The following is a 14,755-nucleotide window of genomic DNA, read 5'->3' as shown; positions in this document are numbered from 1 at the left end:
CGCTTCTATTGTTGCGGCTTCAAAAAACAGGCGCTCAAGAGAGCGCCTGTTTTGCTATCCGCTAAACGCGTTTCTTGCGCCGGCGCGCGGCGCCGAGCCCCGCAAGGCCGGCGAGGAATAGCGGCAGCGCCGCCGGGACCGGCACGTCCGACACGCCGTCGAGATTCGCGAGGCCGTATTGCAGGTGATCGACCTCGATGCCGGCCGATCCGCTGAACACATGAAAGGCGCTGACGCCCGTCGCCGCAATGACGCCGAGGAAGGTGTCTTCAACGACATCCTGGTCGGCGACGCCGGGGCCGGCGTTCATGAAAGGTCCGAAGACGCCGAGCGAGTCGCCGTCCGCATCAAAGGCCTCGAACTGTATGTCATTGGCGCCGTCGGTCCAGACGATGCCGGCATGGGTCGGCAGCGCGCCGAGGACAGCTTCGTTAAAGGTGAAAGTGATCCCGGTGGGGCCGGAACTGTAAAACCATGAATCACATCCGACGCACTGGCCGTCGACCGATCCGTCGTCTTCATCGACGGAGTCGATGATGGCGCCAGAAAAGCCGGAGAGCGAGGCGACGTTTCCGGCCGATGCTGACACGCCCGGCGTGTCGAGCGCGGCGTCTTCGAAATTTTCGAGGTAAAAATATCCGCCGGAAAAATCGGCCCCGGCGAACGGGCTGTCGGTGGCGAAGTCCTGATAACTGGTTCCGCCGACATAGGCGGCGTGCGCCGCCGGAACGCTGGCGGCGAAACAAAACGCAACAATGCTGACTAGATGCTTCATAATCTCCCCCTTTGCTATAAAGCGCTCTTTTTATACGCCCCGAAGGCGTTTTCCACAAGGCGCAACGTGGGCTGACGGTTTGGCGACATGCGCGCGCCGGGCCGTTCTTTGCTTGCGGCGGCCCGGGTTTTTCCGGAGGGCGATCTGTTTTAGAAATCAAGGCGCTCAAGGGAGGGGCCTATGATCGCACCGGTTTTTCGCGCCCTATTGGCGCTTTCACTGATGGCGGCCGCCGGCTGCAGTCAGACCGAAAATGCAAAGGAAAATCCTGCGCCGGATATTGCAGGGCTTATGGACGCGGCAAACATTCCCGGCCTCGCCGTCGCGACCATCACCGATTGCGCCCTTAAAGACGTTTCCTATTACGGCGTTGCTGATGTCGAAACGGGCGAGCCGGTCGGTCCCGACACGATTTTCGAAGCCGCTTCGCTGACCAAGACGCTTTTTACGGTGATCGTCAATCAACTTGCCGACGAAGGCGTCATCGATCTCGATAAACCACTGGCGGATGACTTCGACTATCCGCGCGTTACGGACAAGGACGCTTACGCAAAACTCACCCCGCGCATTATCCTCGAACATCGGTCCGGCTTTCCCAACTGGGCGAGCGACCCGCTGGATAAGGAAACGTGGGGCTCGATCGAGTTCAAAAATCCGCCGGATACGAAATTCGGGTATTCCGGCGAGGCCTATATGCTGCTGCAAGCCTATGTGGAATCCAGGACCGGCGAAAGTCTCGACCGGCTTTTCGAAGACCGCCTCGGCGATGTCATGGCGCACAGCATGCTGTCGGCGCCGATAAAGCCCGGCATGACGCCCGCCTTTGGGCATGACGAAAACGGCGGCAAGGAAGCGGGCCGGGCGATGAAGCCGGCGCCGCGCGCCGGAGCGGCTTATTCCGCGCTCACCAATGCGCAGGATTACGCGCAGTTTCTCGCTTATGTCTGCAACGGCGCCGGCATGGACATCGGAGCGCGCGGCGACATGTTGCGCCCGCAATCGCCCACCGACGATCCGGAGATCGTCTGGGCGCTCGGCTGGGGCGTGCAGTCAAGAGACGATGGCGTCGTCTATTTTCACTGGGGCGACAACAAGCAGTTCAAGGCCTTTGCGGCGTTCAATCCCGCAACCCGCGACGGCGTCGTTTATTTCGCCAACGCCTATAACGGCCTTAAACTGATCGAGCCCATCGCCGAGCCGGTCGTGGGCGACGTGACGCCCATAGCCGACTGGCTCGACTATGGGCGCGTTGATTAGCCGCCGGTCATCCCTGAAATCAGGGCGTTAAGGCCGAAATTAAATTTGGCGTCAACGCCGAGCACCAGGATAACGAAAACAGCGATCGGCGCGGCGTAGCGCGTGAAAAAGCGCCAGAACTTGAAGAGGCCCTCGCTGGTGTTGTGAAGCTCTTCGCGCATGTTTTTGCGCGGCGCGATCCAGCCGGCGAAGATCGAAATCAGGAGACCGCCGAGGGGAAGCATCACGCTGCCGGAAATAAAATCGATCCATGGCGCGCTGGCCGGCGCGAAAATGGAAACGGCGCCGATCAAGAACCCCCCGGCGCCGAAAACCATGGCCGACTGCGCCCGCGACAGCTTCAACTGTTCGACGCCGACCATCGTAACGCCCATCAGCAGCGAAATCGAAGAGGTGATGGCGGCGACAAAAGCAAGCAGGAAGAAGACCCCGCCAATAAAAGAGCCCCCGGGCATGCCTGAAAAGACCGCGGGCAGGGCGCCGAAAATGAGCCCCGCGCCTGCCGCCGGGTCGAGCCCGTTGGCGAAAACGATGGGGAAGATCATAAGGCCGGCAACAACCGCCACCAGCGTGTCGGCGCCGGCGATGACGCCTGCATTGTTGCCGATATTGACGTCTTTCGGCAAAAAAGATCCGTAAGTGAGCAGGATTCCCGCGCCGACGCCGATGGAGAAAAAGGCCTGGCCCAGCGCAGCAAGAAAGACGGCCGGCCCGACTTCGGAAAAACGCGGCGTAAAGAGATATTCGATGGCCTTGTCGGCGGCGCCAGTGGCGAGCGCATAGACGCAAAGCCCGGCCAGCATCACAAAGAACATTGGCATCAAAACCGTGCAAACGCGTTCGATGCCGGACTGAATATTCTGTGCAACAATGAAAACCGTCATTGTCATGAACATGGCGTGCCAGCCAAACGCCATCCACGGGCCGTCATAAAGCGGCGTCGATTGCCCCGCCGTCAGCGGATCGGCGCCGGCGAATACGCCGAAGAACGACATCAGCGAGTAGGCCGCGACCTGTCCGGCGACGACGCTATAGGTGGTGACGACCAGAAAGCCTGCGATGACGCCGACCCAGCCGACGAGCCCCCAGGAAGACGACTGGCCGGCGTCGCGGGCGAGCTGGACGGCGGAACCCACGGCGGAAAGGCCTTTGTGCCGGCCCACTGCAAGCTCACTCATGAGGATCGGATAGGCGACGAAGACGACGCAGATCAGATAAATGAAAACGAAGGCGGAGCCGCCGTTCTGGCCGGTCTGAAACGGAAACCGCCAGAGATTGCCGAGCCCGACCGCCGAGCCGATGGACGCCATCAAAAACGCAAAGCGCGAGGACCATTGCGGCGTTGCGGCGCCGCCTGAAGGTGCGCTGACCATGTGGTGTATTCTCCCTTAATCCCGTGTTGGCTTGTTGTATTCTTCCTTGGGCCGCGCGGTTTGGCGCTGGGCCTCGAGTTTTGGCCACTCACTTTGGTTAGAAAACAGGCGGGCGAATGGTCAGGCCGGCCATATTAGCGCGCGTCGCTTCGCCCCGAAAGCCGCGCTTGCCGTCTGCGGGGCCGGGGGATAGGTTCCGGCCAGCTGATTTCAGGAGGTTGCATGTCAGTTCGTATGGCCGCCGGGACAAGTGTTCTGGCTTTGATCCTGGCGCTGGGCGCCTGTTCGCGAGACGGCGCCGCGCCGGAGGAGGAAATCTCCTATATCGAAGACGACGCCAGCGACCAGACGCCCGGAACGGAAAAGGAAGCAAGCTGGGAAACGCTCAGCCAGAACGAGGCGCGCGATAGGTTCACCTACGCCAATTACGAGGATGTCGCCGTCACCCATGTGGATCTCGATCTCGATGTGGATTTCGAGGCGAAGACCATCGCCGGCAAGGCGATCCTCGATTTCACCCGCAAGAGCGACGCAGACGAGCTGGTGCTGGACGCCAATGACCTGACCATCAACACCGTCGAGGCGGATGTGGACGGCGACTGGGTCGAAACCGATTACGAGATGGGCCCGGACGATGATATCATGGGCTCGAAATTTGAAATCGCGCTGCCCGCGGGCGCCGACAGGGTGCGCATCGATTATGTGACGAGCCCGCAAGCGGAAGGCATTCAATGGCTTTCCCCGGAACAGACCAAGGGCGGGGAGTTTCCCTATCTCTTCACCCAGTTCCAACCGCTTTACGCGCGCACCATGGCCCCCTTGCAGGACACGCCCGCGGTCCGATTCACCTATGACGCGCATGTAACGACGCCGCCGGAGCTGATCGCGGTGATGAGCGCGCGCCAGGATGAAGGTCCGCGCGACGGCGATTATTCCTTTAAAATGTCGCAGCCGATCCCGTCCTATCTGCTGGCGCTCGCGGTCGGCGATATCGAATTCCGCGCCATCAGCGAGGACGTCGGCGTTTATTCGGAAGATTATATCGTCGATGACGCCGCGGCCGAGTTCGAAGACACGCCGAAAATGATGGACGCCATCGAGGCGATGTACGGGCCTTACCGCTGGGGACGCTACGATCTTCTCGTCCTGCCGCCGAGCTTTCCTTTCGGGGGCATGGAGAACCCGCGGCTGTCCTTCATGACGCCGACGCTCATCGCCGGGGACAAGAGCCTTACAAATGTGGTCGCCCACGAGCTCGCCCATTCATGGTCGGGCAATCTCGTCACCAATGCGACATGGCGCGACGCCTGGCTGAATGAAGGCTTCACGAGCTATGTCGAAAACCGCACCATGGAGGCGCTCTACGGGCCGGAGCGGGCGGTGATGGAGCGCGCGCTCGATAAGAAGTCCCTGATGAACGAAGTCGACATCGCGCCGGACCCGGCGCTGACAGCGCTGAAAATGCCGGCTGATATGAACCATCCCGACGACGCTTTCGGCGACGTTTCTTATGTGGGCGGAATGTTCTTCCTGAAGTTTCTCGAAACGCGTTTCGGCCGCGAGACTTTCGATGAATTCCTGAAATCCTATTTCGACCATTACGCTTTCCAGTCGGTGACGACGGAGGATTTCCTTTCCTATTTCGAAGATAATCTGTGGGAGGATCACCCTGACGCAGTGACGAAAGAAGAGATCGACGCCTGGGTTTATGAGCCGGGCTTTCCGGATTCGATCGAAGATCCGAAGTCCGACGCGTTCGAAAAGGTGCAGGCGCAACTCGACGCATGGCTCGGCGGCGGCGACGCCGGCGGGCTCGAAACCAGCGCCTGGACGACCCATGAATGGCTGTATTTCCTGCGCGCGTTGCCGAATTCCGTCACCACCGAGCAACTGGCGGCGCTCGACGACCGGTTTGAACTTTCAGGCTCTCACAATGCGGAGATCGCCTGCGCCTGGTATCTGAAGGCCATTCAAGCGGGCTACGAGCCGGTCTTCGAGCCGCTCGATGTTTTCCTGACGAGCGTTGGGCGCGGCAAGTTCATCTATCCGCTTTATCAGAGCCTTGTGGACAACGGACATCGCGAGTGGGCCGAAGCCGTCTATGCGAGCGCGCGCCCCGGCTATCATCCGATTGCGCAGCGGCGCATCGACGAAATTTTCTCGGAATAGCTCAGTGCGCGTCCGTTGCCGGCCCGCGCAGGAGGATTTCCAGCATCGGGCAGACCATGACATGGCTGTCGAAGACCGCGCCGACGATCAGCGTGTTGTCCCAGGCCGCGCCGACCGATGAGGCGTTGATCTTGCCGTCGACATCGATGAAAACGTCGGATTTGCGGCCCGTGCGCGGGTCGACACGGATGACGTGAGACGGCGCGATCGCATCCGGGTTCTTTGCGTGTTCGACGAATTCGAAAATCTTCGAATGCCCCGCAACCCAGAGCGCGCCGTCGTCGGCGACGTCGATATTGTCCGGCGCGGTGTTGACGGGGAGTTTTTTGACGCGCTTCAGCGCGCCGGTTTCCGCATCGCGCGAAAAGACGTCGATGCGCCGCTTTAAAAGCTCGGCGATGTAAATGGTCGATCCGTCTGCGGATTTATTGATCCCGTTGGCGTAGGTCATGCCCTTGACGACCGGCCATCCGGTCTCGCCGTCGAAATAGACCACATCCGTGATGGGCAAAGCGAAATAGGCTTCGAGCGTTGACATGAGGCCGGTTTTGAAACGCCGGTCATTAGTGGCGTAGAACTGGCGCGGGCCGACGGCGACAATGTCGTTGGGCGCGCGCATGGCGGCGAAGGAGACGGTTTCGAGATGCGTCAATAGGCCAGCCTCGCCGACCGCGAAGATCTCCACCAGCTCTTCGCCGTCCGGCGGGTGATTGACTGCGAACAACCGTTTTTCACCGTCTTCGCCGCGCCACAGGCTGATCCCGTGGGGCAGGAAGTTTTCCATGGCGGGGGAGACGCGCCGCACCGCATCCGAGCCGTCGAGGGACAGCGCGTAGATCCCGTTGCGCGGATTGACGCCTTCAGCGCCCGTATCGTTGTACCAGGCGCGCCGGTCGGCGGCGGAAACGAAGGCGAGGTTCAGCTCGGGATCGATGGCGACGTCTTCCGTGCCCGGCGCCACTTCCACATGACGGCAGTCATTGACGAGCTTAGGGTCTAGATCGGCGAACGCGCCCGAGGCGGGAATGATGTGGTATAAAAACCAGCCGGCGACAAACACAATCAGGGCCGCCAGACCTGTCCAGAGATATCGCATTCAGCCTTGCTCCAGTTTTTCATGACAGCGCCGTTCCGGCCGAAAATCTACCGCAGCCTGCGCGGCCGCGCCAGCGGAGTGGAATTTCCCTTGGCTTTCCGGGCGTTCCTTCGGGAAGGGTGTAGCCTTGCGCAAGGCGCGGCGCGAATCATGGGACGCGCGGCTTGGTCAGGAACGGCGAAGGGCGCTACTCATCTTCCATGAATGACAAAACAGTGCTTGTGGCTGGCGCGGGCGGCGTTCTTGGGCTGGAGATCGTGCGGGTCTTGCGCGGGCGAGGGCGTATTGTGACTGGCGCCTACCGCACGGAGCGCGGGGGCGCGCGCGAGGCGATCGAGGCGGCCGGCGCAACGCCTCTGCGGCTCGACCTTGAGGACGGAGCCGCGTTGCGCGATGCGCTTGCGGCGGCGGATGCGGCGATCTTTACGCCGATCCTCACGGTTTCGGCCCCTGCGGCGACACTGTTGCGCGCCGACCAACCGGCCGTGTTTTTCTCCTCGAACAATGTCGCCGTCGATCCGCAGGCGGCGGTTTACGCGGCGCTGCGCGAAAAGGAAGACCAGACGCGGGCCGCCGCGCCGCAGGCCGTCATCCTGCGTCCGACGATGATTTACGGCTATCCGGGCGACGGCAATCTTTCCCGGCTCATGGCGGCGATGCGCGCGCGTCCGCTTATCCCGATCCCGGCGGCGTCCGGCGCGTTGCAGCAGCCGATTTATGTCAAAGACCTTGCGAAGATCGCCGCCGGCGCGCTGTTCGATGCCGGGATGCAAGGCCGGACGCGCGCCGTCGCGGGGCCCGAGCCCGTCGCCTTGCGCGCGCTTTACCGCGAGACCGGAATTGCGGCGGCGGCCAGTCCCCTGATGCTGCCTTTTCCCACGGAACTTTTTGCAGCCATTGTGGGCGCCCTGGAAAAGACCGGTCTTAACCTTCCCGTGAGCGCCGCTCAGCTCGCCCGCGCCGGCATGGATAAAATCCCGCAAGACCCGGCCATTCTTGGCGATACGCCTTTGCAGGAGGGGCTAAAAACGCTCGCCGCCGAAATGGCGCGCCCTTGACGGCCCGGACCCGGGCGCCTAGCTAGGCGGGACCGGTGCAGGAGTGTTTCAATGACCGATATTCACGACGCCATTAAAGCCCAGATCGACGCCAATCCCGTCATGGTTTTCATGAAGGGCACGCCGCAATTCCCACAATGCGGTTTTTCGTCGGTCGTGGTGCAGATCCTCGATCATCTCGGCGTTGATTATCATGCCGCCAATGTGCTGGAGTCCGACGATCTGCGTCAGGGCGTGAAGACGTTCTCCGACTGGCCGACCATTCCCCAGCTTTATGTGAAGGGCGAGTTCGTCGGCGGCTGCGACATCATCCGCGAGATGTTCGAGCAGGGCGAGCTGCGCGGCTTTCTGGAAGAAAAAGGCGTGCCCGTCGCGGCTTAACCCGCGGTCTGAACGCCATTCCGGTTATTTCGAAAATTTAGGCTCGCGCTGGATGTTTTGCGCATCCGGCGTTTTGACGCGCTTGGGCGCACGCATCAGATCGCCGGCGAGTTGGTCCTGTTCAGCCGAACGCAATCTCCGGAACAGTGCATCGGCCCGCGCGCTGCGCGATAGCGAAGTCGTTCCCAGTCGCAGGAACAGCTCCTGCGTTGTGACGTCCATCCGGCTCATGCATCGCCCCCCGGCTGTTAAGTCAGAGATGTCGAAAGTGATTCGATATGATTAACGAAAAGTTAATTTGCACATGCGCTGAAAAGCGCGTCGTGGCGCGCGCAGATTTTCGGCCAGAGCGCCGCAGCCTCCGGCAGGTCGAGATCGAACTTGTCTTTTAACAGCCGCATGAAAGCGTCTTCGCTTTCGAGCATTTCGGTCGTCGTTTGCGCCGGCGCATGACGCAGCAATACGCGTCCGCGCAGGCACAGATGCTCGCCCTCACGCCAGCGCTGGACGACGGCGTTCTGCACGAAAGGCGACGCCTCATTGCTCTGCAGCCAGGCGCAGCGATTTTCAAGCAATGCGTCCTCGCGCATGTCGGGATGCAAATCGAAACTCGACGCCTCACTTTGCGGGTCGCTGCGATAACGCCACCAACCGCCCTCGATCCGGTCAAGCCGGCAGGGCAGGAAGCCGTTGTCGAAAGGGCCTTGCTTGAGCGGAACCGGTTCGATGAGGCCCTTGCCGAAACCGGCGTCGGCGAGCCACGGCTCGTCGAGCGTGACCATAAGCGCCAGGTGATTGCCCACGGCGCTGTCGCCGCGGTTTTCACGGTCGACGGCGGCGGCGAGGCGCGCGACCTTGAAGCCGATTTCCTCCAGCGCCCAACCGAGAAGGCCGTTCATTTCATAACACCAGCCGCCGCGCCTGCGCGTCACGAGCTTGTCGAACACGGCGCCGGCCGACCGGCTCACCGGAACGCCGAACTGCACGTCTAGGTTTTCAAACGGGATCGCCAGCACATGGGCGCGGTGAACGGCTTTCAGCGTTGCGAGGTCTACCCGGGGCGCGCCGCGATAGCCGATGCGGTCGAAATAGGCGGAAATGTCCATGAATGTTTCTCTTGCGGTTTTGGCCGCGCTTCCAGCATGGCCGCGCAAGGGGCTCAGGCCTTCACTTTGACATAGCTCCCCGGCGCATCCTCGATGACCTCGAGACCGCCATCGCCGGGCTGGCGCGCTTGCGTTTCGCCCGGGCTGACGCCGTTCAGCCACTCGATCCAGTAAGGCCACCAGGAGCCCGGATGGCGTTCGGCGCCGGCCTTCCATTCTTCGAGCGTCTTCGGCAGCTTCTTGTTGATCGAGTGATGGTATTTGTGCTTGTCGGGATGGTTGACGACGCCCGCAATATGCCCGGAGCCGGCGAGCATGTATTCCACTTTGCTGTTTTCGCCGGAGGCGAACAAACGCGCCGTTCTGTAGACGGAATTATGAGGCGCGATATGGTCGGTCTCGCCCGCCTGCATGAAGATAGGAAGCGTCACGTCGCCGAGATCGAGCTTGTGGTTGTCCATCACCATGTCGCCCTTGGCGAGGCGGTTATGCTGGTAGAATTCGCGCAGGTAAAACAGATGGACTTTTTTCGGCATGCGCGTCGCATCCGAGTTCCAGTAGAGGAGATCGAATCGCGCCGGATCCTGGCCTTTCAGGTAGTTATTGATGACGAAGGACCAGATGAGGTCGTTGGAGCGCAGCATGTTGAAGGTCGTCGCCATGGCGCGTCCTTCGAGAACGCCGCCCGCCGCATCCATCTGTTTCTCGATGGCGTCGAGCTGTTCGTCGTCGACAAAGAGAAGAAGATCGCCGGATTCCTTAAAATCCGCCTGCGCCGTGAAAAAGGTGGCTGAATTGACGCGTTTGTCGCCCTTTTTCGCCATCAGGGCGAGCGCCGTCGAGAGCATCGTCCCGCCGATGCAGTAGCCGATCACATCGGCTTTCTCCTCGCCGGTCGCTTTCTTCACGGCGTCCAGCGCCTCGAAAAAACCCTGCTTGATATAATCTTCGAACGTCTTGTCTTTGAGCTCCGGGCCCGGATTGACCCATGACATGACGAACACCGTGCGGCCCTGATCCACCAACCAGTGAATGAAGGAGTTCTGCGGCTGCAGATCGAGGATGTAGAACTTGTTGATCCAGGGCGGGACGATCAGCATCGGCGTCTTCGCGACTTTTTCCGTAGTCGGCGTATATTGAATGAGCTGGAAGATCTCGTTCTGGAAAACCACCTTGCCCGGCGTCGTCGCAATGTTCTCGCCGAGCTTGAAATAGTTGAGGTCGGCCTGCCGGATCGCCAGTTCGCCATGGCCGCGGTCGATATCTTCGAGAAAGTTCTTCAAACCCTTCAGAAGGTTTTCGCCTTTCGAGTCGAGCGTCGCCTCGATCACTTCCGGATTGAACATGGCGAAGTTCGACGGCGCGAAAGCGTCGATAAACTGGCGGGTGAAAAACTCCGCTTTTTTCTTATCGTGCTCGTCCTCGAAGTCGATTTCGGCGATGGTCTTTTCGAGCCAGCGCGCAAAGATGAGATAGAACTGCTTGACGAAATCCAGCATGGGATTGTCGTTCCACGCCGGATGGGCGAAGCGCTTGTCCGTCTTTTCGGGCTCGATGGCGGGTTTCGTTTCCTCGCCGGCGATCTTTAGGGACATATTGGCCATCAGCCGGGCGTACTCGCCCCACAGCATGAACTGGCGCTGCATGACGAGGCCCGGATCAATGGAAAGGCCCTTCATCATTTCCTGAAAGGCTTCGCCGATATTCATGGGGTCGGCGGGGATCTGGCCGGTGAGCCGGCGCATGTCCTGATTGCGCAGGGCGAACTCGCGCAGGACTTCCTGGCTCCTGCCGCTGACCTCGGTGAGATATTCGGAAAGGGCGTCGAAATCCCCGTAAAGGGAGCGCGGGCCTTCTTGCGACGCCTTGCCGGACGAAGACGAGGCGGATTTTGGATTGTCCTCGGCCTTCGTTTTGTCTGGCTTTTGAGCGGCGGAGCCCGTTCCAGCGGCCTTTTTTTTCGCCTTTTTCCGCTTCTTGGAAGGGGATTTTTTGCCGGTTTCGTCTTTCACTTGCGCCACACGCCCGGTTAAGGGTTAAAGGTCCTGTTTGTATCGTCCTTGGGCCCTTATAGGATGGCCGCGTGTCCGCTGTAAAACTGTCTCTTTCGCTTATTTCCTACGTCTTTGCGGCGGCCGGATTGCTGGCGGCCGGGGGATGCGCGAATGCCGACCTTTCCCGGTTCGCTCCGCCGGGCATCGTTAAGTATGAAGAGATCGCCGGCGACAAACCGCAAAACCCGGATGTGGCGGCGCGAATCGCCGAGCGCCGGGCCGAGCAGGGCGGCGGCGAGTTTCCCGATCTCTCCAAAACCCCGGGCAAAGAGGACCGGCCGGAAAAGCCCTCGCCCAAGACGGTCGAGGAGCAAATGGAAGAGCTGACCGGCCTGCGCGAGCGCCTGGATGAGGAGGTCGCCGCCGACCGGGCCGCCTCTGAAGCTGAACTGGCCGACGATTTGCACGCGGAAGGCGACGCCCTGAAAGAACGGGTGGCGCGCGACAGCGCAGCGGCCGCGCAGGAGCGCCGCGACAAGCTGGAGCCGCCGTCCGAGGCGCAATGAGATTTTTCGCCGGGCGACGGGCGCCCGGCCTGACTGGAATATGGAAAGAGCAAGATGTCCGCAGATGAGAAGTTTCTAGACCGCGTATTGACCATGGAGGTCGGCCGCTGCACCGAGGCCGCCGCCATCGCCGCCTCGAAGATGATCGGGCGGGGCGACAAGGAAGGCGCCGACGATGCAGCCGTCACAGCCTTGCGCGATGCGCTGAACAAGCTCCATATCGACGGCAAGGTCGTGATCGGCGAAGGCGAGCGCGACGAAGCGCCGATGCTTTATATCGGCGAGAAGGTTGGGCTCGGCGACGGTCCCAAGGTCGACATCGCCCTCGATCCGCTGGAAGGCACGACGCTGACCGCCAAGGCCATGTCGAATGCGCTCGCCGTCGTCGCCATGGCGCAGGGCGGCACCATGCTTCATGCGCCGGACGTTTACATGGACAAGGTCGCCTGCGGGCCCGGTTTTCCGGACGGGATCATCGATCTCGACGCGCCGGTGGAAGACAATATCGAGGCGCTCGCCAAGGAAAAGAATGTCGGAACCGACGACATCACGCTGTGCATTCTCGACCGCGAGCGCCACAAGCCGCTGATCGACGGCGCCCGCAAGATGGGCTCGCGGGTCTTCCTCATTCCCGATGGAGACGTCGCCGGCGTTTTTCACACGACGGAAAAAACGACCGGCATCGACCTTTATGTGGGTCGGGGCGGCGCGCCCGAAGGCGTCTTGGCCGCGGCGGCGCTTCGCTGTGTCGGCGGGCAGATGCAGGGCCGCCTGCATTTCCGTAATGACGATGAGCGCGGGCGCGCCGAGCGCCTCGGCATCACCGATCTCAATAAGAAATACAGCCTCATGGATCTCGCCTCCGGCGACGTTTTCTTCGCGGCGACGGGCGTCACCGACGGCACCATGCTCAACGGCGTCCGCTGGGAGCCGGGCTATGTCCACACCCATACGGTGGTGATGCGCTCGAAAACCCGCACGATCCGCTATATCCGGGCGCGCTCGGAACGCTAGGAGGAGCCCATGTCAGAAGAGCTTCCTGAGCTTCCCGACCGTTTGTCCGTCAATCCGAAGAGCCCGCATTACAATGCGGCGATCCTCGAACATGAGGTGGGCATCCTCTTCAACGGCGCGGAAAAGACCAATGTCGAGGAATATTGCATTTCCGAAGGCTGGATTAAGGTCGCCGCGGGCAAGAGCCTCGACCGCAAGGGCAATCCCCTGACCATTACGCTCAAAGGCAAGGTCGAGCCCTACATCAAAGAGCGCAAATAGCCCCGCAAGAACCGGGCGGCGGCCACCGCCTCCGCCTGTTAGGCTGGCGGCCTTGAATAAAGGAGGCCGCCCATGTCCGCATCTTTGCGTCTCGTTCACCCGCCCGAAGACCTCGACAGCGAACGCTGGGACGCCGTTTTGCGGCGTGATGCGTCGGCTGACGGGACGTTCTGGACCTGTGTCAAAACCACAGGCGTTTACTGCCTGCCGTCCTGCTCCGGCCGCCCCAAACGCGAGAATGTCTTTTTCACCGAGACCCGGGCCGAAGCGGAGGCGGCGGGTTTTCGCCCCTGCAAACGCTGCCGCCCGGACCGCTTTCTCATCGGCGGCGTAAAGGACCGCATTGATGAGCTCGACTGGGGCCGCGCCCATGACGCGCTCAACACAAATGGTTGGGCGGCGCTGGGCCGTCTTTTGAGCGATGAAGACTGCGCGGGGCTGATCAACGCGTATGAAGAGGATGCGCTTTACCGCTCGCGCGTGGTGATGCGCCGTCACGGCTTCGGCGAAGGGGAATACCGCTATTTCGCCGATCCCGCGCCGCAATTGGTTTCCGACTTAAGGACCGGCCTTTATGAGAAGCTGGCGCCGCTGGCGAACGAATGGGCGAAAGCGCTGAAACAGGATCGGACCTATCCGCACGATCATGCGGCCTATCGCAGGCGCTGCGCAAAAGCCGGTCAGAAGCGCCCGACGCCGCTGATCCTCAAATACGGGCCCGGCGATTATAATCGTCTGCACCAGGATCTTTATGGCGGCGAAGTGTTTCCGATCCAGATTGCGATTTTGTTGTCACAGCCCGGGCGCGATTTCGAGGGCGGCGAATTCGTAATGACCGAGCAGACGCCGCGGCGTCAGTCCCGCGCTATGGTCGCGCCGCTTGAAAAGGGAAGCGCCATCGCTTTCGCCGTCAATGAGCGGCCCCTGGAAGGCGCGCGCGGAACCTATCGCGTGAAAATGCGCCACGGCGTTTCGGAAGTCAGGAGCGGGGCGCGCTACTGCCTAGGCGTCATCTTTCACGATGCGGCGTAGAGACCGGCTGTTTAGGGCTGAACTCTTTCGAACACGATGTCGTTGTGCGTGCGGCCTTCTTCCACGAGCTGTTGCACCCGGCCGCGCTGCTCGTCCGCGCTTGCCTGTTTGGAAAGATCGCAGATGAACAGGAGGTAGCGGGTTTCGCCGTCCGCCGCGCCCGCATAGCCGCGGATTTCGACGGGAAAGCTGTCGCCATTATGGCGGCAGGCCCGACGGCCTGTGATCAGAAACGGCCCGCGGCCCAGCCTTCTCAAATCCGCGCTGAGACTGGGCAGGAAGTCGTCGATGGCGCGGCCCAGAAAAGCGCTTTCCCGGCGTCCGAGACAGGCCCGGGCCGCCTCATTGCCGCTCAAAATGCGGAAATCCCCGTCGCAGGCGACCATCATGTCCGGCGCGGCGGCCATCAGGCCTTTCAGAAAGGCGTCATAGCCGGCAAAACCGGCGGCGTAGGAAATCTCCTCAGACATGGGCGGCCACGCGAGCGCTGCAGCAGCACAGGTCAAACGCTATGAAAAACAGCATGATAGTGTTCCTTCACACCGGCCCGCAGAACAGGCGCAAGATGAGTAAAAGCGCACAAGCTGATAATTATCTTAAGTTTTTCGGGAGTGAGGTTACCAATTGCTTACAAGGCCATGCCGACGGCGGGTTTGGGAAAGTTAACCGCCCC

At 61.2% G+C, this 14,755-nt stretch carries 15 protein-coding genes; 8 read left to right on the top strand and 7 right to left on the bottom strand.

What is annotated here, in order from left to right; translation table 11 throughout:
- Positions 1-61: 61 nt before the first annotated feature.
- Positions 62-775, bottom strand: a complete 714-nt coding sequence (locus tag CW354_RS14530; protein ID WP_104830825.1) for a VPLPA-CTERM sorting domain-containing protein — start codon at positions 773-775, stop codon at positions 62-64.
- Between the two features lie 180 nt (positions 776-955).
- On the opposite strand from CW354_RS14530, the gene CW354_RS14525 reads away from it, so the two are divergent.
- A complete protein-coding gene (locus CW354_RS14525; protein WP_104830824.1) occupies positions 956-2,032 on the top strand; it encodes a serine hydrolase domain-containing protein in 1,077 nt (358 codons plus the stop codon).
- On the opposite strand, the gene CW354_RS14520 is transcribed toward CW354_RS14525, so the two are convergent.
- Positions 2,029-3,405 carry a sodium-dependent transporter gene (locus tag CW354_RS14520; protein WP_104830823.1) on the bottom strand — a complete coding sequence of 459 codons (1,377 nt, stop codon included), beginning with the start codon at positions 3,403-3,405 and terminating at the stop codon, positions 2,029-2,031. The two genes, CW354_RS14525 and CW354_RS14520, sit on opposite strands and share 4 nt — an antisense overlap.
- A 222-nt stretch (positions 3,406-3,627) precedes the next feature.
- Between CW354_RS14520 and CW354_RS14515 the strand changes: the two genes are divergently transcribed.
- Positions 3,628-5,574 (top strand): M1 family metallopeptidase, encoded by a 1,947-nt coding sequence (locus CW354_RS14515; protein WP_207764823.1) that lies wholly within the window; start codon positions 3,628-3,630, stop codon positions 5,572-5,574.
- 1 nt (position 5,575) lies between these two features.
- Here the strand turns inward: CW354_RS14515 and CW354_RS14510 are convergent, their stop codons facing one another.
- Complete coding sequence (locus CW354_RS14510; RefSeq protein WP_104830821.1) at positions 5,576-6,670, bottom strand: SMP-30/gluconolactonase/LRE family protein; 1,095 nt, start codon at positions 6,668-6,670, stop codon at positions 5,576-5,578.
- A 200-nt stretch (positions 6,671-6,870) separates the two neighbouring features.
- Here CW354_RS14510 and CW354_RS14505 point away from each other — a divergent pair, with 200 nt between their 5' ends.
- On the top strand, positions 6,871-7,728 hold the full coding sequence (locus tag CW354_RS14505) for an SDR family oxidoreductase (RefSeq protein WP_104830820.1): 858 nt from the start codon (positions 6,871-6,873) through the stop codon (positions 7,726-7,728).
- Positions 7,729-7,779: 51 nt separating this feature from the next.
- A complete protein-coding gene (gene grxD / locus CW354_RS14500) occupies positions 7,780-8,109 on the top strand; it encodes a Grx4 family monothiol glutaredoxin (protein WP_104830819.1) in 330 nt (109 codons plus the stop codon).
- Positions 8,110-8,133: 24 nt separating this feature from the next.
- On the opposite strand, the gene CW354_RS14495 is transcribed toward grxD, so the two are convergent.
- From CW354_RS14495 to CW354_RS14485, 3 genes are all read right to left on the bottom strand, one after another.
- Positions 8,134-8,340, bottom strand: coding sequence for a hypothetical protein (locus tag CW354_RS14495; RefSeq protein WP_133162325.1), 207 nt, complete (start codon positions 8,338-8,340; stop codon positions 8,134-8,136).
- 62 nt (positions 8,341-8,402) lie between these two features.
- Positions 8,403-9,215 (bottom strand): arylamine N-acetyltransferase family protein, encoded by an 813-nt coding sequence (locus tag CW354_RS14490; RefSeq protein ID WP_133162324.1) that lies wholly within the window; start codon positions 9,213-9,215, stop codon positions 8,403-8,405.
- A gap of 53 nt (positions 9,216-9,268) precedes the next feature.
- Complete coding sequence (locus CW354_RS14485) at positions 9,269-11,227, bottom strand: PHA/PHB synthase family protein (RefSeq protein ID WP_104831075.1); 1,959 nt, start codon at positions 11,225-11,227, stop codon at positions 9,269-9,271.
- A 71-nt stretch (positions 11,228-11,298) separates the two neighbouring features.
- On the opposite strand from CW354_RS14485, the gene CW354_RS14480 reads away from it, so the two are divergent.
- The 4 genes from CW354_RS14480 to CW354_RS14465 all read left to right on the top strand — a co-directional run bounded on the left by CW354_RS14480 (position 11,299) and on the right by CW354_RS14465 (position 14,082).
- Positions 11,299-11,775, top strand: a complete 477-nt coding sequence (locus CW354_RS14480; protein ID WP_104830816.1) for a ubiquitin family protein — start codon at positions 11,299-11,301, stop codon at positions 11,773-11,775.
- 54 nt (positions 11,776-11,829) lie between these two features.
- A complete protein-coding gene (gene glpX, locus CW354_RS14475; protein ID WP_104830815.1) occupies positions 11,830-12,789 on the top strand; it encodes a class II fructose-bisphosphatase in 960 nt (319 codons plus the stop codon).
- A 9-nt stretch (positions 12,790-12,798) separates the two neighbouring features.
- On the top strand, positions 12,799-13,050 hold the full coding sequence (locus tag CW354_RS14470) for a DUF3297 family protein (RefSeq protein ID WP_104830814.1): 252 nt from the start codon (positions 12,799-12,801) through the stop codon (positions 13,048-13,050).
- 72 nt (positions 13,051-13,122) lie between these two features.
- Entirely contained in the window at positions 13,123-14,082 is a 960-nt protein-coding gene (locus tag CW354_RS14465; protein ID WP_104830813.1) for a 2OG-Fe(II) oxygenase, read from the top strand.
- Between the two features lie 11 nt (positions 14,083-14,093).
- Here CW354_RS14465 and CW354_RS14460 read toward each other — a convergent pair whose 3' ends face one another.
- Positions 14,094-14,552: a PAS domain-containing protein gene (locus CW354_RS14460; protein WP_104830812.1), complete on the bottom strand. Its 459-nt coding sequence runs from the start codon at positions 14,550-14,552 to the stop codon at positions 14,094-14,096.
- Positions 14,553-14,755 lie beyond the last annotated feature (203 nt).

It is taken from the genome of Hyphococcus luteus (assembly GCF_002943565.1).
In the GTDB taxonomy this organism is placed as follows: domain Bacteria; phylum Pseudomonadota; class Alphaproteobacteria; order Caulobacterales; family Parvularculaceae; genus Hyphococcus; species Hyphococcus luteus.
This window is presented reverse-complemented; position numbering and strand designations above follow the sequence as displayed.

What these genes read in the sequence shown, in the direction of transcription:
- CW354_RS14520 (WP_104830823.1), bottom strand. Translation starts at nt 3,405, where the DNA reads ATGGTCAGCGCACCTTCAGGCGGCGCCGCAACGCCGCAATGGTCCTCG.
- CW354_RS14530 (WP_104830825.1), bottom strand. Translation starts at nt 775, where the DNA reads ATGAAGCATCTAGTCAGCATTGTTGCGTTTTGTTTCGCCGCCAGCGTT.
- CW354_RS14505 (WP_104830820.1), top strand. Translation starts at nt 6,871, where the DNA reads ATGAATGACAAAACAGTGCTTGTGGCTGGCGCGGGCGGCGTTCTTGGG.
- CW354_RS14460 (WP_104830812.1), bottom strand. Translation starts at nt 14,552, where the DNA reads ATGTCTGAGGAGATTTCCTACGCCGCCGGTTTTGCCGGCTATGACGCC.
- CW354_RS14495 (WP_133162325.1), bottom strand. Translation starts at nt 8,340, where the DNA reads ATGAGCCGGATGGACGTCACAACGCAGGAGCTGTTCCTGCGACTGGGA.
- CW354_RS14525 (WP_104830824.1), top strand. Translation starts at nt 956, where the DNA reads ATGATCGCACCGGTTTTTCGCGCCCTATTGGCGCTTTCACTGATGGCG.
- grxD (WP_104830819.1), top strand. Translation starts at nt 7,780, where the DNA reads ATGACCGATATTCACGACGCCATTAAAGCCCAGATCGACGCCAATCCC.
- CW354_RS14515 (WP_207764823.1), top strand. Translation starts at nt 3,628, where the DNA reads ATGTCAGTTCGTATGGCCGCCGGGACAAGTGTTCTGGCTTTGATCCTG.
- glpX (WP_104830815.1), top strand. Translation starts at nt 11,830, where the DNA reads ATGTCCGCAGATGAGAAGTTTCTAGACCGCGTATTGACCATGGAGGTC.
- CW354_RS14470 (WP_104830814.1), top strand. Translation starts at nt 12,799, where the DNA reads ATGTCAGAAGAGCTTCCTGAGCTTCCCGACCGTTTGTCCGTCAATCCG.
- CW354_RS14490 (WP_133162324.1), bottom strand. Translation starts at nt 9,215, where the DNA reads ATGGACATTTCCGCCTATTTCGACCGCATCGGCTATCGCGGCGCGCCC.
- CW354_RS14510 (WP_104830821.1), bottom strand. Translation starts at nt 6,670, where the DNA reads ATGCGATATCTCTGGACAGGTCTGGCGGCCCTGATTGTGTTTGTCGCC.
- CW354_RS14465 (WP_104830813.1), top strand. Translation starts at nt 13,123, where the DNA reads ATGTCCGCATCTTTGCGTCTCGTTCACCCGCCCGAAGACCTCGACAGC.